This is a genomic window from Pseudoalteromonas sp. DY56-GL22, from assembly GCF_041414715.1.
GTDB classification, from domain to species: Bacteria; Pseudomonadota; Gammaproteobacteria; order Enterobacterales; family Alteromonadaceae; genus Pseudoalteromonas; species Pseudoalteromonas simplex.
This window is the reverse complement of record NZ_JANHZR010000004.1, coordinates 387,273-409,427: the sequence shown is the minus strand read 5'-3', so window position 1 is coordinate 409,427 and position 22,155 is coordinate 387,273. Positions and strand designations below refer to the sequence as shown.

Here is a 22,155-nt window from a genome sequence, read left to right as displayed (position 1 = left end):
ATGGCAGCGCTTCAAGCACTGAAAAACGGACTAGCCCTTGCGCTAGTCTGTTTACTGCTGACAAGTTGTGGCTTTCACTTAAAGAAAGCCTCTAACTTGCCTGACGACTTGAAAGTAATCACCCTTGTTGGTGATGATGAAAAGTCAGCCTTATTCGAATTAGTCGAAAAAGAACTGATTGCGAGTAAAGTTGAGCTTAACCAAGTTGGTAAACATCCAGAGTTAAAGATTCACAAAGACCGCTTAGAGCGTCAAATTCTGTCATTGTTTGATAATGGTCAGGTTGCTGAATATGAACTTGCCTATAGCGTAAGCTATACCCTGAAGCGCCCTGGACAAAAAGCGATTAATCAAAGCTTTGAATTGTATCGTAACTACCAAGACGACCCAGACAATGCCCTTGCAAAAGCAAAAGAGCTTGATTTGCTATTAGGCGAAATTCGTAAGCAAGCGAGTCGTCGTATTGTTCGTGAGTTATCACAACTGTAATGCGTTGTTATGCAAACCAGCTTCCTAGCCAGTTAAAAAAAGGCCTCGCGCCTTTTTACATGGTGTTTGGTGAAGAGCCTTATCAAATTGCTCAGTGCATCATGCAAATTCGCCAAGCAGCTAAACAGCAAGGCTTTGACGAGGTAATAAAATTTACCTTAATGCCGGGTTTTGATTGGCAAGAAATTGTTGCTCAATATCAAAGTATGTCACTGTTCAGCGCTCGTACCTTAATTGAGTTTGATTTAAACGAGCAAAAACCAGGTACGCAAGGCAGTCAAATCTTTAAGCAGCTTGTTGAGCTTGCTAACCCCGATACTATTTTGGTTTTAAAAGGTGCCAAAGCCAGCCAAGATATTCAACGCAGTGCTTGGTTTAAAGCCCTCGATAAGCAAGGCTTATTTGTTCCTTGTTACCCATTAACAGGTAATCACCTGAGCCGCTGGTTAGATGAGCAATGCTACCGTTTAAACTTAAACCTTCATAACAACGCGAAACAAAGCTTAATTGATGCCACTGAAGGAAATTTACTTGCCTGTCATCAAGAGTTAGAAAAGCTATCTTTGCTTTATGGTAGTGAGCTAATTGACCAACAAGCTGTGATGCAAGGGCTACTGAATCAGTCAAAATTTGATATTTTTGATTTAAGTGATGCTTTATTAAATGGCCACGCCGAACAAGCGGTTAAAGTAATGACTAAACTGGCTGCTGATAACACTGAAGCCATGAGTATTTTTTGGGCCATCAATAAAGAAGCTGCTAACTTACTGGCTATGCAACACGGGCGCTTGAATGGTGCCAATATGGCTGATTTATACAAAAAGTATAATATTTGGAAAAACCAACAAGCTGTTGTACAACAGGCCTTAAACCGCTTGAACATCCAAGTACTCGAACAAATTACCAAACAATTAGCTCAGTTTGATGCCGCATATAAACAAGGCAACCTTGTAGCCCCCTACCAAGCATTAATGCAAATATGCTTAGTGTTTTGCCAACCTGTGGCGATACCTTTACCTTGCCACCCGGTCTTTGACTAAGAGTAACAATTCATGATTGCTATTTTTGGTGGCACCTTTGATCCAATTCACTTAGGTCATATTAATATGGCCCAGCAGTGTGTTCAGCAGTGCCAACTCGATACCCTTTACTTCATGCCTTGCGCTATTCCTGCCCACAAAGCTAAGCCAGGAATAAGTGATGAGCATCGTATAAACATGCTAAAACTTGCGATTGACAACAATCCGCATTTTGCTATCGATTACCGCGAACTAAACCGAGAAGGTGCGTCTTATTCTTTGCTGAGTTTAGAAGAGCTACGTGCAGAAAACCCAGCAGCGCCGATTATGTTTTTAATCGGTATGGACTCATTCAATAGCCTAGATAAATGGTTTAAATGGCAAGAGATTGTCAAACTTTGTCATATCGTTGTGTACCAGCGTCCGGGGCAGCACTGCCAAGTATCTGGTGAACTTTCAGCTTATAAAGAGAATGCCGTAACAGAGCAACTTAGCCAGCTACAACAAACCCCTGCAGGTAAGTTATTCTTTTTAAATGGCTTACAAGTTAATGCCGCCTCAAGCGAAATCAGAAAAAAGCTGCATTTAAATAATGATATAGCGGAACTTTTACCTACCAATGTAAGTCAATACATTGCGCAGCATCATCTTTACCAAACAGATGAATAAATACTGCCTGCGTGATAAAATAACAAATTAAGATTATTTATTTTTGAGAAAACACTTTGGATTCTAAACAACTACTCGCATTTGCCCTTGATAAAGTCGACGATATGAAAGCCCGTGATGTGGTACAGCTTGATGTTCGTGGTAAGTCTGACATTACTGATTACATGTTAGTGTGCTCAGGTAACTCTAAACGCCATGTACAATCTATTGCTGATCATGTTGCTAAAGAAGCACGCCATGCTGGTGAAGAACCTCTCGGTTACGAAGGCCAAAACGAAGGTGAATGGGTGCTTGTAGACCTAGGTGATGTGGTTGTGCATGTAATGCAAGACCAAACTCGCGACTTCTATGATCTAGAGAAACTTTGGGGCTAACCCTTAGCAAGGACATAGGTAACCATTTTGAAAATACAATTGATTGCTGTTGGCACCAAAATGCCAGCATGGGTTGAAACCGGTTTCACAGAATATCAACGTCGCTTCCCACGTGATATGCCCCTTGAGCTAATTGAAATCCCCGCAGGTAAACGTGGTAAAAATGCGGATATCAAACGTATTTTACAACTTGAAGGCGAAAAAACCCTTGCTGCTATCCCTAAAGGCAACCGCATTGTGACGCTAGAAGTCACCGGTAAACCAATGGATACCCATCAGCTGGCAAAAAGTATGGAAAAGTGGCAGCTTGATGGTCGCGATGTTAGCTTATTGATCGGTGGACCAGAAGGCTTAGCACCTGAGTGTATTGCAGCGTCTGAGCAAAAGTGGTCATTATCCAACCTAACACTACCGCACCCTTTAGTGCGCATTATTGTTGCTGAAAGCCTATACCGAGGCTGGAGCTTGAATAACAACCACCCTTATCATCGCGAGTAGTAAAGCCAATGCGAAAACACAGACCCACGATTCGAGACCACTCGGCTGAAGCAAACTTGTTTGCTCGCCGAGCATTTGTGGGTTTTGTGTTTGTTACACTGTTAATTGGTGTGTTGTTATCTAACCTATACAACATCCAAGTTATCGAACATCAAGATTATCAAACACGTTCGAACGATAACCGCATCAAAGTTATTCCAATTGCCCCTAACCGTGGGCTTATTTACGACAGAAATGGCGTATTACTGGCTGAAAACAAGCCAGTTTATAATTTAGAAGTAATACCCGAGGAAGTTGATAACCTTGAAGAGGCACTGAGCGAAGTTGAAAAAGTTATTAAAATAACTGAGCAACAAAAAGCTGACTTTCTAGATGACATTAAGCACAATCGCCGCTTTAAAAGCCAAGTATTAAAAGCCCGTTTAGACGAAACCGAAGTTGCAAAGTTCTCGGTTAATCAGCATAAGTTTCCTGGCTTTAGTATCGAAGCGCGTTTAGCACGCTATTACCCTTATGGCGATACCCTTACCCATGCCTTAGGTTATGTTGCCAAACTCAACAAAAAAGAACTCACCAAACTGGAAGCTGAAGACCAAGCAACGAACTACCGTGCAACACATGACATTGGTAAGCTGGGTATCGAAAAGTATTACGAAGAACTCCTTCATGGTGTGGTTGGTTCGCAGCGCGTTGAAGTGAATAACCGTGGCCGAGTTATCCGCACTTTAAGCCTCACACCACCTGAACCTGGTCACGACTTAGTACTTACTTTAGATATTGGCCTGCAACAAATTGCTCAACATGCCTTAAAAGATATGCGTGGTGCCATTGTGGTGCTTGATGCTAAAGATGGCGGCGTTTTAGCACTCTACTCTAACCCAAGTTATGACCCGAATTTATTTGTCCATGGTATCAGCAGCACAGATTACAAAAAGTTGTTAAACCCAGACCGACCGCTAATTAACCGTACCACGCAAGGGCGTTATGCACCTGCCTCTACAGTTAAACCTCATATGTCGATCCTTGCCCTTGAAGAAGGACTGGTAACCGAGCAAACACAAATTTGGGATCCGGGTTTTTTCCAAATTCCTAATGTGGAGCACAAATGGCGTGACTGGAAACGTTGGGGCCATGGTCATGTTGATGTTTATCGTGCTATTGAAGAGTCATGCGATACCTATTTTTACGATGTTGCTTACCGTTTAGGGATCACCAAAATCAGTGACTTTATGACGCAGTTTGGCTTTGGCCAACTCTCTGGAATCGATATTCATGAAGAAACATCCGCCATTATGCCATCGCGAGAATGGAAAGAAGCCCGCTTTAGAGAGTCATGGTGGCGCGGCGACACCATTTCAGTGGGTATCGGCCAAGGTTATTGGACCGCAACACCAATGCAAATAGCTAATGCAACCAACATATTAGTGAACCGCGGGCTCGATCATCCTCCGCACCTTGTACAAGTCGCTAAAAAAGAAAACGAAGTAACGCAAATTAATAATGATGAAAAGCCACCTGTAGTATTAAAGAACCCTCATCATTGGCAAATTGCGCTAGATGCGATGCACAACACCGTACACAAAGTCACAGGTACTGCTCATAAAGCATTTAAAGGGGCGAATTACGACCCAGCAGGGAAAACAGGTACTGCTCAGGTTGTGAGTATTGCTCAAGGTGAGCGTTACGACGCAAAATCACTTAAAGAGCGCCAACGTGATAACGCTATCTATGTTGGTTTTGCACCCTATAACGATCCACAAATTGTGGTCTCTGTGGTGGTTGAAAACACCGGTGGTGGTAGTACAGTTGGTGCGCCTATTGCGCGTCAATTAATGGATTACTATTTCTCAGCGAACCCGATTCAAATAGCCCAAAGTGACGCGCCATGATCCCATTAAATAAAAAACGCTCAATTTGGCAGCGCCTACACCTCGATTTACCACTACTTATCGCCCTTATGACGATGATGGTAGCCAGCCTAGCAATTGTTTACAGCGCTAGCGGCCAAGACTCTGCAATGATGATACGCCACGCAACACGTATGTTTGGCGCTATCTTAGGTATGTTTATACTCGCCCAGTTTTCGCCTAACACATTAAAGAGTATGGTTATTCCGCTCTACTGCGTGGGGCTTTTAATGCTGGTTGGGGTGTTGTTATTTGGGGTTAGTTCAAAAGGTGCACAGCGTTGGCTTGATTTAGGAGTGACCCGCTTCCAACCGTCAGAATTAATGAAAATAGCCGTGCCAATGATGGTTGCATGGTATATCGGGCGTAACCATTTACCGCCAAGAATCATTCATTTAATTATTGGCTTTGCGATTGTAATGGTGCCAACCATTTTAATTAAAGAACAACCCGACTTAGGCACCTCTATTTTGATTGCCAGTTCAGGGATATTTGTATTGTTTTTATCTGGGCTAAGTTGGCGTCTTATTGGCTTTTTATCTGCTACTGTTGGTTTGGCAGCATGGCCGTTTTGGCATTACGTGATGCTTGATTATCAAAAACAACGGGTACTGACCTTTTTAGATCCTGAAAGCGACCCGCTTGGCTCGGGTTACCACATTATTCAATCGAAAATTGCGATAGGTTCTGGTGGCATTGAGGGTAAAGGCTGGCTGCAAGGCACCCAATCACAATTAGAGTTTTTACCTGAGCGTCATACCGATTTTATCTTTTCTGTACTGAGCGAAGAGTTTGGCCTGTTTGGGGTTTGTTTATTACTTTGTATGTACTTGTTTATTATTGGCCGTGGCTTATATATTGCGGTCAATGCGCAAGATGCGTTTGGTAAACTGCTTGCCGGCGCATTAACACTGACCTTCTTTGTTTATGTATTTGTAAATATTGGCATGGTTTCGGGCTTACTGCCTGTAGTAGGTGTTCCGTTACCTCTAATAAGCTATGGTGGCACCTCAATGGTGACCTTGATGGCCGGATTTGGCATTATCATGTCTATCGCCACCGATAAAAGGATGCTTTTAAAATAATGACACAGCGAGTCAATTACTTACTTATAGCGTTATTTTCTGTGCTGCTAGCAGCATGTAGCTCTTCATCTCAGCAAGGCCGTTATGCTATGGAGCATGATGCAGCCCCGCTTCGAAAACCAACCGAACTTGAAATGCAAGATGCCATAGTCACCCCGGTTGTTAAAAGCGCAAGCGCTAGTCGCCCTTACGAAGTCCGTGGTAAACGCTACACGCCGATGTTAGATGAAACTGGCTACTCTGAAGAAGGCATTGCTTCGTGGTATGGTCGAAAGTTTCACAATTATCACACCTCAAACGGCGAAGTGTACGATATGTTTGCGATGACAGCAGCTCATAAAACACTGCCGCTACCGAGCTTTGCCAGAGTAACAAATTTAGATAACGGAAAATCAGTAATTGTTCGTATAAACGACCGTGGCCCATTTCATGATGACCGGATTATCGATTTATCTTATTCTGCGGCCTATAAATTAGGTTATTACCGACAAGGTACAGCCCGTGTTAAGGTTGAGGCTGTTACCCTTGCCAATTCTGCCCCTCGTTTAAGCTACATTCAGGTTGCAGCGGGAAGTACTCTTGCTAATGTTGAAGCGCTCGCGTTTCAACTTCGTCAGCAATATCATGTGCCAACAAACATTGTTGAAAAAGATGGAATCTATCGGTTACGTCTTGGTCCAATAAAAGATGCCGCAGAAGCACAAGCAGTTTTAGAAAAGCTAAAACAAAACCAATTTCAGAACGCGTTCTTGCTTTACAGTGAGTAAGACCTTTAGAATAGGTCAACGCAACATGTTTAACTTTAACCATTAATGAGTACGATGAAATCTATAAAATATAAAATCTTAAGTGGCGTTTGTGGCCTTGTTTGCACTGCTAGCGTATTTTCTGCAACAGCCCAAATTATCCCTGCCCCACCTCAAGTTAATGCGAAAGGTTATTTCTTGGTTGATTTCACCACAGGTAAAGTGATTGCCGAAGGCGAAGCAGATACAAAATTAGCACCGGCTAGTTTAACCAAAATGATGACCAGTTATGTAATTGGTACTGAAATCAAAGCAGGTAATATTGCACCAACTGATATGGTTACAGTCAGTGAAAAAGCCTGGGCAAAGAATTTTCCTGAATCATCAAAAATGTTTATCGAAGTAGGTAAGCAGATCAGCGTTGATGACCTTAACCACGGTATTATTATTCAATCAGGTAACGATGCCTGTGTAGCCATGGCTGAACACATTGCTGGTAGCGAAAGCGCATTTGCTGATTTAATGAATGCCCACGCTGAAAAACTTGGCATGACTAACAGCCACTTCGTAAATAGCCATGGTTTAGATACTAACGAACACTTCACGACACCACGTGATATGGCAACTTTAGGTGCTGCACTTATTCGCGATGTACCAGATGAGTACGAAGTATACGCGAAAAAATCATTCACTTTTAACGGCATCAAGCAATACAACCGTAACTCATTGTTATGGGATGAAAGCATGAACGTTGACGGTATTAAAACTGGCCATACGTCAGAAGCGGGTTATAGCTTAGTAACTTCTGCAACTAAAGATGACATGCGTTTAATCGCGGTAGTAATGGGCACTGAAAGCGAACGTGCTCGTAAAGTTGAAAGCAAAAAACTATTGAACTACGGTTTCCGCTTTTTCGAAACAATCACGCCATATAAAGCAGGCGACAGCTTTGCTGAGCAACGTATTTGGATGGGTAACAAAGAAAACGTATCGTTAGGTATCTTAGAAGACACACCTATTACGATTCCACGTGGTCAGCGTAAAAACTTAAAAGCGAACTTCGAACTTGATAAAACATTAGAAGCACCGCTTGCTAAAGGTACTAAAGTAGGCACGCTATTCTTACAGCTTGAAGGTGAAGAAATTGCACAATATCCACTAGTTACACTAGAAGAAGTGGAAGAAGGCAGCTTCTTTAGCAAGATCTACGATTACCTACGTTTACAAATTCAGTAATCTGGTCATAAAGTTTATAAACGCCTTGCACCGCAAGGCGTTTTTTTTTGTCTGAAAAATGATAGAATGCGCCCCATATCAGTCGCGCTGGGTCGAGTGCGTCGTAATCTAAGTTTGCTTAACGCCAAGAAATGGCAGAGAACACCTCTATTAAGCACACTCACTGTTTGAGGAGTCACCGTCGTGGTTCAACCTGTAAAAAATACTAAGTTTGACGAGTATTTAGATTTCCCATGCCCATTCACATTTAAAATCATGGGCTTAGCTAACGTAAATCTAACAGATCAGATCCTAGAAAAGCTGCAACCAATTGCACCTGGCGATTATGCGCCAAAGGTAAAACCAAGCAGCAAAGGTAATTACGAATCTGTAACGCTTGTAGCAACGGTTACAAGTAAAGAGCACATTGAAGAAATTTATAACGTGATCAGCAACATCGATGACGTACGTCACATGCTATAGGCCGATTACGGAGTAAGTCGTGAGCGAAAGAGAATTAATCGTTCGTCAACTAGGTCGTCAGCGTTACATGCCAATTTGGCAAAAAATGCAATCTTTTACCGACACCCGTGATGAGCACACAGCAGATGAAATTTGGCTTGTAGAGCACGAGCCAGTATTTACGCAAGGCCAAGCAGGCAAAGCTGAGCACTTATTAAATACCGGTGATATCGAAGTGATCCAAGTGGATCGTGGTGGTCAAGTTACCTATCACGGACCAGGCCAACAAATGATGTATGTGCTATTCAACTTACGTCGTTTAAACATTGGTGTAAGGGAGCTGGTAACCTGGCTTGAAGAGTGCATTATTGATACGTTAAAAGACTACGACATTGATGCCTACGCGAAAGCGGACGCACCCGGTGTTTACGTTAACGACAGCAAAGTTGCCTCATTAGGCCTTCGCGTTCGCCGCGGTTGCTCTTTCCACGGTTTAGCACTAAATGTAAGTATGGATCTAAGTCCATTCTTACGTATTAATCCATGCGGCTATGCTGGTATGAACATGGTGCAAACAACCGATCTTAACGGTCCGCAAAACCTCGAGCAAGCAGGTGCAGGGCTTGTAAAACACATGATTAAAAAGCTTAATGCTACTGTGGTTAAGCACACTGAAGGGTTTGAAAACGAATGAATAAACCAGTCAAAATGGAACCAGGCGTAAAACTGCGTGATGCAGAAAAAATGGCTCTGATCCCAGTTAAAGTTTTACCTACTGAAAAAAACGAAATGCTGCGTAAGCCAGAGTGGCTAAAAATTCGCTTACCAAAATCAACTGAACGTATTGATGGTATTAAACAAGCGATGCGTAAACATGGTTTACACTCAGTGTGTGAAGAGGCTTCGTGCCCTAACCTATCTGAATGTTTCAACCATGGTACCGCGACTTTCATGATCTTAGGTGCTATTTGTACTCGTCGTTGTCCGTTCTGTGATGTTGCCCATGGCCGTCCATTAAAACCAGACGCAGCTGAGCCAGAAAAGCTAGCGCTGACTATTAAAGACATGAAGCTAAGCTATGTTGTAATCACGTCAGTAGACCGTGATGATTTACGTGATGGTGGTGCACAGCACTTTGCTGACTGTATTCGTGAAATTCGTAAGCACAACCCAGAAATCACGATTGAAATTCTAGTACCTGACTTCCGTGGTCGTATGGACAGAGCCCTTGATATCTTAATCGAGACGCCGCCAGATGTATTTAACCACAACCTAGAAACAGCACCGCGTTTATACAAATTAGCGCGTCCAGGTGCTGACTATAAATGGTCACTTGAATTGTTACGCCGCTTTAAGGAAGCACATCCAGATGTGAAAACTAAATCTGGTTTGATGGTAGGTTTAGGTGAAGAAATTAGCGAAATCGAAGAAGTATTACGTGATTTACGCGAGCATAACGTTGATATGCTAACGGTAGGTCAATACCTACAACCTTCTAAGCACCACTTACCGGTTAAACGCTATGTGCCGCCAGCAGAGTTTGATGCTTTAAAAGATTATGCAGACGAAATTGGCTTTACACATGCGGCCTGTGGTCCATTTGTTCGCTCAAGCTACCATGCTGACCAACAAGCAGCTGGTAAAGAAGTGAAGTAATACTTTTACAACTATTTAAAAGCCCGCATTAAGCGGGCTTTTTTATGTTCCAAAATATCAGCGCCCATAACGCGCTAAGAACATTTTTACAGTTTCGCTTATTACTTTGTTATCGGAGTCGCCTTCTTGGCGCTCAAAGCCATACAGCAACGGATAGAAGATCAGCGACTTTAACTGATACACAAACTGTTTTGCTGCAAACTCAACATCATCAATCGTTAAAACCTGTGCTTGCACACCTGCTTCTAAAAACGCCACCAGATCTTGCATACAGCCCATGTTATTACTGGCTAATGATTTTGCTAAATCAGGCTGCTGTAACATCTGCATGAAAGCGACTTTGGCTACTTTTAAAAACTCTTCAGAGGTCAAAAGTGCCACTTCTTGTTCAGCAATGCGTGTTAACTGCTGTGCAATTGGCACAGCGGCATCAAATACAACCGCTTGCTCTTGGCGGACTTTTTCAAACATAAACACTAGAATTGCTTGAAACAACACATCTTTATTTTCAAAGTGATTGTAGACGGTACGTTTTGAGGCACCCGCTAAGCTTGCAACCTGATCCATACTTGTATGCTCAACGCCCTGCTGAAAAAACAATGTTTCAGCTGCATTCAAAATATCTAATCGTTTTCTCTGTGATAATTTCATGGCCCCCTCCGATAAGGGTTACTAGTGTAACGCAAAAATAAAAAATGCACTAGATAGTTTACTTTTATAGCAAACCATGAAAAACTACACCGTGTAGTTTACTTATGGTGACGATATGAAATTTCTAAAATGGCTCGCAATCGCCACTCTATGCATCGTGATAGGAGTGTTTATTATGAATAATCAATTAGCCGCTGAAGGCGTGAGTGATAACAGCCACTCTGCGCAGTTATCTGATGGCAAGTTCCACAATACTGCTGAGGTAGAAAGACCCAGCTTTAAGAAAACGCTAGGTATCTTCAAACGCTTTATTACAGAAAAGAAAATTGATGCAGAGCCAACAGGTGAACTGCCTATGCATTCTGTTTCTCATGCACAGCTTGAGCGTTTATCTAATGACACAGTGCATTTTGTGAAGTTAGGTCACTCCTCTATTTTAGCGAAAGTGTATGGCGAATACTGGCTATTTGATCCGGTATTTTCAGAGCGCGCTTCGCCTTTTTCATTCATGGGGCCAAAGCGCTTTCAGCCAACACCTATCAGCATTAAAGAGCTACCAAACATTGCTAAAGTGTTTATTTCACACAACCATTATGATCACTTAGATAAAGCAGCAATTAAACAGCTTGTTGATAAAACAGATTCTTTTTATGTGCCATTAGGAGTCGAAAACGACCTGAAAAAATGGGGCGTTGATGAACAAAAAGTCCATAGTTTTGATTGGTGGCAAGAGCAAAATATGGCAAATAGCCAAATTGTATTTACACCAACCCAGCACTTTTCTGGCCGAGGTTTAACAGATGGCAATAAAACTCTTTGGGGCTCTTGGGCTATTAAAGTAAATGACAAGCGCTTTTATTTTAGCGGTGACTCTGGCTATTTTGCTGGCTTTAAAGAGATTGGTAATCGCTATGGTCCGTTTGATATCACTTTTATTGAAACTGGTGCTTACGACAAAGATTGGGCTGACATTCACATGACACCAGAGCAATCAGTACAAGCTCACCTCGATTTACAAGGTGATGTGATGGTGCCAGTGCATAATGGAACATTCGATCTGGCCTTTCATGCTTGGTATGACCCACTTAAACGTGTCGCTAAAAAAGCAGGACAAGAGCAAGTATCACTGAGTACTCCGCTAGTTGGAGAGGTATTTAAAATTCAAGATACGGCGATTGATAAAGCGTGGTGGTAAAATTGACAGGATGAAAGGTGCATTATTATCCTTTCATCCTGAATAATTAGTTATTTGTAGACTCTTTCTGGACAGCCCCCCTTCGCGTCCCATATAGTGAAACCCTGTGCAATCAACCAGAAAAACTATGACAACTCACCTTAAGTATGCAAGCTTGGCACTTGCAATAGGTTTATTCGGCTGCTCTGAGCAACCAACAACAAGCACTGATAAACCAAACGCTGAAAGCAATGAAGCCGTAAACATTGCCAATGTACGCTCACATGTTAAAACCCTCGCCTCTGATGAATTCTTAGGCCGTGGCCCTTTAACTGAAGGCGAAACGCTCACTATTAACTATTTAGCCGATGAATATAAAAAACTCGGCTTAAGCGGTAGTTTTAATGGTGAGTTTTTACAGCCAGTTACCATGGCAAAACTCACTCCAGATCAAAACATGACCTTACAAGTGGGTGATTTAAGCTTTAATGCTGGCAGTGATTTTACCGCCCGTACCCAACAAATTAACCCTGTAATCAACATTGATGGCTCTGATGTTGTGTTTGTTGGCTATGGTATTAATGCACCTGAATATAATTGGGATGACTTTGCAGATATTGATGTAAAAGACAAAACAATTATCGTGCTTGTTAATGATCCTGGTTTTGCCACCCAAGACGACACGCTTTTCACCGGTAATGCTATGACCTACTACGGTCGTTGGACTTACAAATATGAAGAAGGTGCTCGCCAAGGTGCAAAAGCAGTATTTATCGTTCACGAAACGGCTCCTGCCGCATACCCTTGGAGCGTTGTAGAAAGCTCGAACACGGGTAGCAAATATACCTTAATCGACCAAGATAAGAATGCTTCTGACATCCCTGTAATGGGTTGGATTGATGAGCAAGCGGCAAATGAAATTTTTGCTCAAGCAGGCCTTGATTATCAAACTGAAAAAGCCAACGCACTAAAAGCTGACTTTAAACCTGTCGACTTAAAAGCGAAAGCAGCGCTGACACTGAAAAGTGATATCTCTCAAGCGCAATCGCATAATGTTGTTGCAACGCTTAAAGGTAGCGAAACTCCTGATGAGTACATTGTAATTGGTGCGCACTGGGACCACTTTGGCACCAAGCAAACTGATGACGGTGTGAAAATCTACAATGGTGCTGTTGATAACGCATCAGGTAGCGCAGCAACGGTTGAAATAGCCCGTATACTTATTGAAATGCATAAGAAAAAACCATTTAAACGCTCTATTATCTTTGCCAACTTTACGGCTGAAGAAACAGGGCTTATTGGCTCAGAGCAATTCGCAACTGGCGAGATTGTACCAACCAAGCAAATGGTCGCGCTGCTTAATATTGATGGTATGAACGTGCTAGATGGCGTTGACTACATATTACAATACGGTAAAGGCATGTCTGAAATGGAAGACTACCTTGCAGATGCAGCGAAAGCACAAGGTCGTCATGTAAAAATGGACCCGCGTCCTCAAAATGGTTTGTTCTTCCGCTCTGATCACTTCTCGCTGGCTAAGCAAGGGGTTCCTAGCTTATTGTTTATGAGTTTAGGTGATACAGATCCAGATTACATCGCGCACAAATATCATAAAGAAGCTGACGACTATTCAGCAGATTGGTCTATGGGTGGTGTTGAGCAAGATATCGAACTGATAGTTGATATTGCTGCCAAACTTGCTGATAACGGCGACTGGCCTAAGTGGAAAGCCGAGTCTGATTTCAAAACTCGTCGCTTACAAGACAAGCAATAACCTTCGCTTAGATACAAAAAACCGAGCTAGTTGAAGTTAGCTCGGTTTATTATTGGTTAGTTTTACTTATTACTCGCTAATTTTAGCTTTAAGTGATTGTGCTTCTTCTTGCACTTCCTCTGGGCCATTGGCAATAACATCTTCAATGGCTTGCAGCGCTGCATCAAAGTCGTCTATTTCGATATATGCCCGAGCTAAGTCCAGTTTTGCTGAGTAACCACCACTTTCGGCATCAACATCAGTTGGGTTATCACCTGCTAGTAAGTCATTAAAATCACTCAGCCCTACATCCATATCAACCTCATCATAAGGTTCATGGTCGAGTGCTTCATCGTCACTTTGTTCAAGTAATGAATCGATATCTACAAACTCATCCGTTGAGGTAGTTTGTTGCTCCTCGGCATCTAATGCCTCTACTTCAGGTGCAACTGGCTGTTCGCTTTCACCCTGTAAGTCTTCATTTAATAGCGCATTAAAATCAACATCGAACTCACTGGCATCAGCAATATCAGCTTCGTCTGGCTCTGCTAGTTCATTTAACAGCGCATCAAAGTCTGTTTGAGTAAGGTCGGCCATAAAATCATCATCGATTTCATCGTCTGACAGCTCACTTAAATCAGCCTCGTCAGCTAAATTAGACTCGATATCAGCTAATGTTTGCTCAGCTTCTCGGGCATCATCAAGTTCAATATCGTCCAATTCGAATTCAGGGAACTCTTCTAATTCGTCTTGGCTATCAGCCACCTCATCGTCAATTGGCGCTTCGCTCGTTAACTCTGTTGTGCCTTCACTCTGTGATTGATCCGATAAGTCGTCCTCAGGATCAAGAACATCATCTTCTGTAAATTCATTATCAAGCAAGATCTCATCATCAAAATCATCGTCTAGCTGATCAAGCTCATTACCCGTTGCTAATGAATTAGCAAGGTCTTGCTCTGCCTGACTTAGCTGTAATGGTGCATCTTCATCTAACTCACCAGAAATGTCTTCATCAGATTCATCCAATTCAAAACCGGCTTCATCTAGCTCAAGCTCTGGATACTCTTCCAACTCTTGGCTAGGAGTCACCGTATCTTGCTGTAATGGCTCTTCGTCGGCGGTTAAATCAAATTCATCTGTTAGGTCTTCATCTGCTAGCGGATCATCGCCTAAATCAATTTCAACTTCTTCTATGTCTTGCTCTGGTTCATCTATTGACCAGTCTGGTGCTTCGACATAGTCATCTTCTTCACCAATTTCATTTAATAACTCATCAACACTTTTCAGTGACGGATCATCAAACTCGTCAAGGCTATCATCTTCATCTAATAGCTCATCGCTATCTTCATTGAACTCTTGATTAAGCGCTTCATCGATATCAACTTCGTCACTATCATCCGCATCATCAACCAACTCAGATGCAATCGATTCAACATTCATGTCATCAACCGCTTGATCAGCATCGGCTAAATCTTCTAGCGACTCTTGTAGGTTCTCATCATGCTCCGCACTGTCACTCTGTTCATGACTTAAATCTGAGATCTGCGCTTCAGTGTCTTGCTTCAGCTCATTTGTTTGCTGAATAAGCTCTTCAAGCTCATCATCAACGTCAGAGTCCTGCTCATCACTAGCATCTTCATCAAGTAATGAGTCGATGTCATCGACATCTAAATCATGATCAAGCTCATCTTCGTCAATTAAGTCGTCTACACTAGGTTCTTCAATTGACTCTTCAACCAACTTTTCAGATTCAGGCTCTTCTTGAGCTTCATCTAATAGTGAGTCGATGTCATCGACATCTAGGGCATCATCAAGCTCATCTTCATCGATTAAATCGTCTGCACTTGGCTCTTCTACGAGCTCTTCAGGCTGCTCATCAACAAGTTCCGATTCAGGCTCATGCTCTGTTTGAGCTTCATCTAATAATGAATCAATGTCATCGACATCTAAATCATCATCGAGCTCGTCTTCGTCGATTAAGTCATCTGCGCTTGGTTCTTCTGTAAGCTCTTCTGGCTGCTCCTCAACAAGCTCTGCTTCAGGCTCTGCTTGTGTCTCATCTAGTAATGAATCAATGTCATCAACATCGAAGGCATCATTAAGCTCATCTTCGTCGATTAAATCGTCTGCATTAGGTTCTTCTGCTAATTCTTCAGTTAACTCTTCAGGTTCCTGTATTTCTTCAGGCTGTTGCTCATCTTGAGCTTCATCTAGTAATGAATCAATGTCATCAACATCTAAGTCATCATTAAGCTCATCTTCGTCGATTAAATCGTCTGCGCTAGGCTCTTCAACAAGCTCTTCAGGCTCTGGCTCTGCTTGTGCTTCATCTAATAAGGAATCAATGTCATCAACATCTAAGTCATCACCGAGCTCGTCTTCGTCGATTAAATCGTCTGCGCTAGGTTCTTCTACAAGCTCTTCAGGCTGCTCCTCAACAAGCTCCGCTTGAGGCTCTTGCTCTGCTTGTGCTTCATCTAGTAATGAATCAATGTCATCAACATCGAGAGCATCATCAAGCTCATCTTCATCGATTAAATCGTCTGCGCTAGGTTCTTCTGCTGGCGCTTCTTCTTGAACTTCATCTAATAGTGAGTCAATGTCATCAACATCTAGCGCATCATCAAGATCATCGTTTTCTAATGCATCGTTAGCTTCAGCGGCTGGCTCTTCTGTTTGTGCTTCATCGATTAAGCTGTCGATATCGAAATCATCTTCATCGATGAGTTCATCCGCGCTTGGTTCTTCGGCTGGCGCTTCTTCTTGAGCTTCATCTAATAGCGAGTCAATGTCATCAACATCCAGCGCATCATCAAGATCGTCGTTTTCTAATGCATCGTTAGCTTCGGCTGCTGGCTCGTCTGTTTGCGCTTCATCAATTAAGCTGTCGATATCGAAATCATCTTCATCGATGAGTTCTGCTTCTACGTTAGTTGTTGAGGCATCATTATTTTCATCGAGTAAGTCATCAATATCGTCTAGGTTTACGTCTTGATTAGAATCCGTGTTGTTTTGCTCATCAATTAAGCTATCAATGTCAAAATCATCTTCAGCGTCATCTTCTGCGAGCTCTTCACTAAGCGCTGCCATTTCATCATTAGCGTTATCTAACGAGTCACCTTCATCAGTATCAAATAGGTCATCAATGTCATCTGCACTTAAAATATCACCCGATGAATCTGCTGGAGACTGTTCACTATCTAGGTCTATTTCATCACCTAAACTGTCGTCATCGGTTTGATCGAAATCTTGCTGTAAAAATGCATCTAAATCATTATCGTCAGCGCTATTAGATGAATCATCGCTAAACTCAATATCATCACTTAAAAGCCCTTCTAGCTCATCTTGATTTAAAACACTGTCATCTTCATCGAAACTATCATCAATGCTGTCGTCAAAAATGATGTCATCATCTGGCAGCATGTCTTGGTCTAAGTCGTCATCTAAACGCACACTCAAGTCATCATTGTCTTCGACTGGATCAGGAACTAGTGGATCAGTTTCTATAATTGGTTCTAAATCATCATCAGGATTATAACTTGGGCTTTGAGGTAAAAATTCATCGTCATCGCTGGCATCTGTATCATCATTAGCGCTGTTGCGTTTTTTCAAAAACATCACAACGGCAGCAATGATCAGTAATGCCGGAATAAACATTAATGCACCGAGAACAAATGGGTTGCTCAGTAAACTCGAAAAACTAAACCCACTGTCCTCTTCAATCTTTTTTGCTCTTTGCTGCTCTATGATTTCATTTTGTTTAGTGATCAGTTCTTTCAGCTGCTTTTGAATTTCACTGTCTTGACCAAGCTGATCGCGAACGGTTTCAAGCTCTTTAGAAATACCACTCAGTTGTTTTTTGAGTTTGTTGTTCTCAGCTAAGATTTCTTCAACATTTTCAACCGACGATTTAAACTGCTTTTGAAGCTCAACTAGCTGCGTACCCTGCTCTGTTTTAATGGTGTTGATTTCTTGCTTAAGCTCTTGCTTTGCTTCGTCTACATCAACTTTACGGGCTTGGGTTACTTTCTTTTGCGATTCATTAATTTCAGCAGTAGTCAGGGTGCCGTTTTTCTTTTTCTCCCATAGCTCATCATCTTGTTCAGAACGTGCTTTTGCTAACGTTGGATTGACCGCGCGCATTTCAGCAATTGTTGGGATTTTTAGGTATGCGCCATCGCGCATATGGTTAAGGTTTTGGTCTAAAAATGACGATGGGTTTTTGTCATACAGAGCTTGCATGACCTGATAAATACTTACAGAGTTGTCAGGGCGAATTTTAGCGGCAATGCGCCACAGTGTATCGGTCGGCTTGATCGGACCAATTGAGCGCCCCTGCGCACCATAATCGACACCTTTAGGGCCTTTAAGTGTGGTGCCTTCATCAGAGTATGTCGGTGTTACCACCAATGCAGACGCTAATATGAAGAGTGTTGCTAAACCGCGCATGCTGATCCTTTATGTTTTAAATGTTAACGCAGCAACCCTGGTTGCTTAAACATCAAGTAATTCTTGCAGAATTGATTCTTAATTATGTTTTCTTGCAAGCTCTATTCCAGCTGCAAACTATAACTTAGTTGCCTTGCAATATCTATTGCAACACCTTGATAGTAAATAGCTTAAATATTAGCGGCTGAGAGACTTTTTTATTGTTATCGTTAAGTTTATACGCTTTTACAACGTATGCGGCAATAATTTGGCAGTGAATTCACAAAAAAAGCGGCAAATTGCCGCTTTCTGTCAAATTTAGCTCAGCCTAAATCATCAGATTTATAAATAATTTGCGATAAGCTCTTCAGCAATCTGCACACTATTTGTTGCTGCACCTTTGCGCGTATTATCACTTACAACCCACATATTTAAACCATGTGGATGCGAAATATCAGCACGTAAACGCCCTACGTATACTGTATCGTTACCACTTGCATCAGACACAGCTGTTGGGTAATCCGCTAAATCTTCAATAAACTCAACACCTGGTGCATCGTTTAATAGCTGCTTCACATGTTCGATATCTACTGGCATACGCGTTTCAATATTGATCGCTTCACTGTGACCAAAGAACACGGGAACACGAACACAGGTCGGGTTAACCACAACACTGTTATCACCTAAGATCTTTTGTGTTTCGTTAACCATTTTCATTTCTTCGCGGGTATAACCGTTATCTTCAAAACTGTCTATTTGTGGGATCACGTTAAAAGCAATTTGTTTAGGGAAAACGGCATTATCCATCGGACGCGCATTCATTAAGTTTGCTGTTTGCTTGGCTAGTTCATCAACGGCTTCTTTACCCGCCCCCGATACAGCTTGATAAGTTGATACGTTAATGCGGTCAATGCCATAAGCATCATAAATTGGTTTTAACGCCACCAGCATTTGAATCGTTGAGCAGTTAGGGTTTGCAATGATGTTGCGATTTCTGAAATCCGCTAAGCTTGATGCATTCACTTCAGGAATAATGAGTGGCACATCGTAGTCATTACGAAAGTGTGAGGTATTATCAATTACCACACAGCCTGCGTCCGCCGCAATCGGTGCATATTTTTCAGAGACACTGCCGCCTGCTGAAAATAAACCAATGTGAGCTTGGCTAAAATCAAACTCTTCAACATCGATTACTTCAATGCTCTCACCGCGAAATTGAATTTCTTCACCAGCACTACGGCTGCTTGCGAGTAAAAATAACTGGTCTACCGGAAACTTACGATCTTCTAAAGTTTCGATAATCTGACGACCCACTAAACCTGTGGCACCTAATACGGCTACATTAAATTTTTGCGACATGTATTTTCCTCTTTTGAATAAAGCAAATGGCTTTATTCGTTAATTCTAAATCCCAGTGCAGCTAATGCGCCTTCGCATGCACTGTTGGCAGCCACCGACAACGTACTAAACTCGCGTCGTGGCGGGTAATTCTTACGTAAACTATCAAAGCCTTCGCTTGCTAATTTACTTCGTAAAATGCCATCGTCGCGACGCACATCATAAATTAAGTGCACTAAGCGACCTATATCATCTAGGTTAAAGGTTTCACCTAGCGTGACAGAGTGGCTAATTGGCTCTGGTAAAAAATCGTCCAGCGACTTAAGTGCTGCGATGCCTTCAAGCTCACATACTTGCTGATACAGCATTTGTGTACCGCGGGCTTTGCCTTCAAGTGTATGCCCTGCAATATGTACGCTGGCATAACGTACATAATCAAGCAGAGGTGTCAGTATATTGGGTTCGTTTTCCCAAACATCAAGCACACAATCTAATTTTGCGCCTTGCTCAAACAATGCTAGCAATGCTTGGTTATCAATCACATCACCACGGCTTGCATTGATAATCGTCATGCCCGGCTTAAGTGCTTTTAAGCGTGTTTCGTCTAGCATGTGCAAGGTTTTATGTGGCCCTTGTTTAACCAATGGCACGTGAAAAGTCACAATATCAGCTTGGGCTAGTAATGTGTCTAACTCAATATGCTCTGCAAGCTCACCGGCTTCATGTTTTGGTGGATCACATAACAATACATTCATGCCTAGCAAGCTTAACTTATCACGTAAACAGCTACCTATACTGCCAACACCCACTATGCCGATGGTTTTGCCTTGTAACGAGCTGGCATTTTCTTGGCTCAAGGCATACAAGCAGCTAATAACATATTCAGCAACCGCCACAGCATTACAACCTGGTGCGCTGCTAAATGCGATATTTCGCTCAGCAAGTAACTCGGTATCAATGTGATCAACACCTATGGTTGCTGTGCCCACAAATTTTAATTTATCTGCTTGAGTGAGTAAGGCTTTATCTACATTGGTAACAGAGCGGGTTAACAAGATATCGACCCCGACTAGCTGCTCGGGTTGGAGATTACGGCCATCAAATCGCTCAACATCACCAAAATCGGCAAAGAACTGCTCAACCAATGGCATATTTTGATCTGCAAGAATTTTCATTTGTGTGTCCGAGAGGCAGAAAGTGGCGCTATTGTAGCGAATTTATCAGTATTCGGATAGGTAACAACTAAGACTTTATAACAAATGAAAAAGCCGAGCTATTGCTCGGCTTTAAGCAAATACTGGAGAGGTTTAACCTTTATATTTGCTCATTACTAATGTGGCGTTAGTGCCACCGAAACCGAAGCTGTTAGACATAACTGTATTTAGTTCAACGTCTTTACGCTCAGTTACAATATTTAGACCTGCAGCTTGCTCATCTAGTTCATCAATGTTGATAGATGGAGCAACAAAGTTATGCTCAAGCATTAATAGCGAGAAGATTGCTTCATGAACGCCTGCTGCACCTAGAGCGTGACCTGTCATCGCTTTGGTTGCACTGATCATTGGCGAGTTACCACCAAATACTTCTTGAATAGCGCCAAGCTCTTTCACATCACCAACAGGTGTAGAAGTACCGTGAGTATTTAAGTAATCAATACCGCCTTCAAGACCTTGCATTGCTTGCTTCATACAACGTACAGCGCCTTCACCTGATGGAGCTACCATGTCGTAGCCGTCAGACGTTGCACCGTAACCAGTGATTTCTGCATAAATGTGCGCGCCACGAGCAAGTGCATGCTCAAGCTCTTCGACAACAACGATACCGCCACCACCAGAGATAACGAAACCGTCACGGTTTGCATCGTATGTACGTGATGCTTTCTCTGGTGTTTCATTGTACTTAGTAGACAATGCACCCATTGCATCGAATTCCATTGCTAGCGTCCAGTGAAGCTCTTCACCACCACCTGCAAAGATGACGTCTTGCTTACCTAATTGAATTTGCTCAACCGCATGACCGATACAGTGTGCAGATGTCGCACATGCAGAGCTTAGTGAGTAGTTAACACCTTTAATTTTAAATGGTGTTGCAAGACACGCCGAAGTCGTACTCGCCATAGTACGTGGTACCATGTAAGGACCAACACGTTTTACGCCTTTTTCACGTAAAATGTCAGCCGCTTCAACTTGCCATTTAGATGAACCACCACCTGAACCCACTAATAAACCAGTGCGCTCGTTTGAAACTTGATCTTCACTAAGGCCAGCATCTGCAATCGCTTGTGACATTGAGATATAAGCGTATGCAGCAGCATCGCCCATAAAGCGCATTGCTTTACGATCAACAAACTCTTTAACATCAATATCGATTTTGCCAGATACGTTACTACGTAGGTTGTAGTCAGCAAACTCTTGGTTGAACGCGATACCACTACGGCCTTGTTTTAATGATTCTAATACTTCTTCTTTGTTGTTACCGATGCTTGAAACAACACCGATGCCCGTAATAACGGCTCTTCTCATGGGTAATTACCTTAGCTCTATACTAAATTGTGTTCTATTTTACGCTGAAATTACTTTCGAAGTGGTCAGCTTTCTAGCGTACACATGTACTCTGAATGTCTAGCTTATAAATAACGCCAGACTATTTCAAAGAAAACACGTAAAATAATGAAAAAAGTTTGTAGTTAAT

General features: G+C 42.3%; 19 protein-coding genes. 14 read left to right on the top strand and 5 right to left on the bottom strand.

Going from position 1 to position 22,155, the window contains the following annotated elements:
* From lptE to lipA, 12 genes are all read left to right on the top strand, one after another.
* Nucleotides 1-489, top strand: a complete 489-nt coding sequence (gene lptE, locus NO991_RS12045) for an LPS assembly lipoprotein LptE (protein WP_055196911.1) — start codon at nt 1-3, stop codon at nt 487-489.
* Nucleotides 489-1,529: a DNA polymerase III subunit delta gene (gene holA / locus NO991_RS12040; protein WP_062564350.1), complete on the top strand. Its 1,041-nt coding sequence runs from the start codon at nt 489-491 to the stop codon at nt 1,527-1,529. Before lptE ends, holA begins: the two co-directional genes overlap by 1 nt.
* Before the next feature lie 12 nt (nt 1,530-1,541).
* On the top strand, nt 1,542-2,177 hold the full coding sequence (gene nadD / locus NO991_RS12035; RefSeq protein WP_300419189.1) for a nicotinate-nucleotide adenylyltransferase: 636 nt from the start codon (nt 1,542-1,544) through the stop codon (nt 2,175-2,177).
* A 56-nt stretch (nt 2,178-2,233) separates the two neighbouring features.
* A complete protein-coding gene (rsfS, locus tag NO991_RS12030) occupies nt 2,234-2,551 on the top strand; it encodes a ribosome silencing factor (protein ID WP_054551669.1) in 318 nt (105 codons plus the stop codon).
* A 27-nt stretch (nt 2,552-2,578) separates the two neighbouring features.
* Nucleotides 2,579-3,049, top strand: a complete 471-nt coding sequence (gene rlmH, locus NO991_RS12025) for a 23S rRNA (pseudouridine(1915)-N(3))-methyltransferase RlmH (protein WP_036967350.1) — start codon at nt 2,579-2,581, stop codon at nt 3,047-3,049.
* A gap of 8 nt (nt 3,050-3,057) precedes the next feature.
* A complete protein-coding gene (gene mrdA / locus NO991_RS12020; RefSeq protein WP_187490083.1) occupies nt 3,058-4,938 on the top strand; it encodes a penicillin-binding protein 2 in 1,881 nt (626 codons plus the stop codon).
* Nucleotides 4,935-6,041, top strand: coding sequence for a rod shape-determining protein RodA (gene rodA / locus NO991_RS12015; protein ID WP_054551671.1), 1,107 nt, complete (start codon nt 4,935-4,937; stop codon nt 6,039-6,041). The genes mrdA and rodA overlap by 4 nt, the downstream gene beginning before the upstream one ends.
* On the top strand, nt 6,041-6,808 hold the full coding sequence (locus NO991_RS12010) for a septal ring lytic transglycosylase RlpA family protein (protein ID WP_371352056.1): 768 nt from the start codon (nt 6,041-6,043) through the stop codon (nt 6,806-6,808). Before rodA ends, NO991_RS12010 begins: the two co-directional genes overlap by 1 nt.
* A gap of 54 nt (nt 6,809-6,862) precedes the next feature.
* Nucleotides 6,863-8,023, top strand: a complete 1,161-nt coding sequence (locus NO991_RS12005) for a serine hydrolase (protein WP_054551673.1) — start codon at nt 6,863-6,865, stop codon at nt 8,021-8,023.
* A 183-nt stretch (nt 8,024-8,206) separates the two neighbouring features.
* Nucleotides 8,207-8,485: a DUF493 family protein YbeD gene (gene ybeD, locus NO991_RS12000; RefSeq protein ID WP_054551674.1), complete on the top strand. Its 279-nt coding sequence runs from the start codon at nt 8,207-8,209 to the stop codon at nt 8,483-8,485.
* A gap of 19 nt (nt 8,486-8,504) precedes the next feature.
* A complete protein-coding gene (gene lipB / locus NO991_RS11995) occupies nt 8,505-9,158 on the top strand; it encodes a lipoyl(octanoyl) transferase LipB (protein ID WP_082389180.1) in 654 nt (217 codons plus the stop codon).
* Nucleotides 9,155-10,120 carry a lipoyl synthase gene (gene lipA / locus NO991_RS11990; RefSeq protein ID WP_054551675.1) on the top strand — a complete coding sequence of 322 codons (966 nt, stop codon included), beginning with the start codon at nt 9,155-9,157 and terminating at the stop codon, nt 10,118-10,120. The genes lipB and lipA overlap by 4 nt, the downstream gene beginning before the upstream one ends.
* A 57-nt stretch (nt 10,121-10,177) precedes the next feature.
* On the opposite strand, the gene NO991_RS11985 is transcribed toward lipA, so the two are convergent.
* Nucleotides 10,178-10,771, bottom strand: a complete 594-nt coding sequence (locus NO991_RS11985; RefSeq protein ID WP_062564346.1) for a TetR/AcrR family transcriptional regulator — start codon at nt 10,769-10,771, stop codon at nt 10,178-10,180.
* A gap of 175 nt (nt 10,772-10,946) precedes the next feature.
* On the opposite strand from NO991_RS11985, the gene NO991_RS11980 reads away from it, so the two are divergent.
* Complete coding sequence (locus NO991_RS11980) at nt 10,947-11,966, top strand: MBL fold metallo-hydrolase (protein WP_300417928.1); 1,020 nt, start codon at nt 10,947-10,949, stop codon at nt 11,964-11,966.
* Between the two features lie 127 nt (nt 11,967-12,093).
* The gene (locus NO991_RS11975; protein WP_300417947.1) at nt 12,094-13,719 is read left to right on the top strand and encodes a M28 family metallopeptidase; all 1,626 of its coding nucleotides are present in this window, start codon (nt 12,094-12,096) and stop codon (nt 13,717-13,719) included.
* Nucleotides 13,720-13,788: 69 nt separating this feature from the next.
* Here NO991_RS11975 and NO991_RS11970 read toward each other — a convergent pair whose 3' ends face one another.
* The 4 genes from NO991_RS11970 to fabB all read right to left on the bottom strand — a co-directional run bounded on the left by NO991_RS11970 (nt 13,789) and on the right by fabB (nt 21,986).
* Nucleotides 13,789-18,147 (bottom strand): FimV/HubP family polar landmark protein, encoded by a 4,359-nt coding sequence (locus tag NO991_RS11970; RefSeq protein WP_371352055.1) that lies wholly within the window; start codon nt 18,145-18,147, stop codon nt 13,789-13,791.
* 321 nt (nt 18,148-18,468) lie between these two features.
* Nucleotides 18,469-19,485, bottom strand: coding sequence for an aspartate-semialdehyde dehydrogenase (locus tag NO991_RS11965; RefSeq protein ID WP_054551679.1), 1,017 nt, complete (start codon nt 19,483-19,485; stop codon nt 18,469-18,471).
* Nucleotides 19,486-19,517: 32 nt separating this feature from the next.
* Nucleotides 19,518-20,639: a 4-phosphoerythronate dehydrogenase gene (locus NO991_RS11960; protein ID WP_300582164.1), complete on the bottom strand. Its 1,122-nt coding sequence runs from the start codon at nt 20,637-20,639 to the stop codon at nt 19,518-19,520.
* 132 nt (nt 20,640-20,771) lie between these two features.
* Nucleotides 20,772-21,986 (bottom strand): beta-ketoacyl-ACP synthase I, encoded by a 1,215-nt coding sequence (gene fabB, locus NO991_RS11955; protein ID WP_054551681.1) that lies wholly within the window; start codon nt 21,984-21,986, stop codon nt 20,772-20,774.
* Nucleotides 21,987-22,155: the final 169 nt, after the last annotated feature.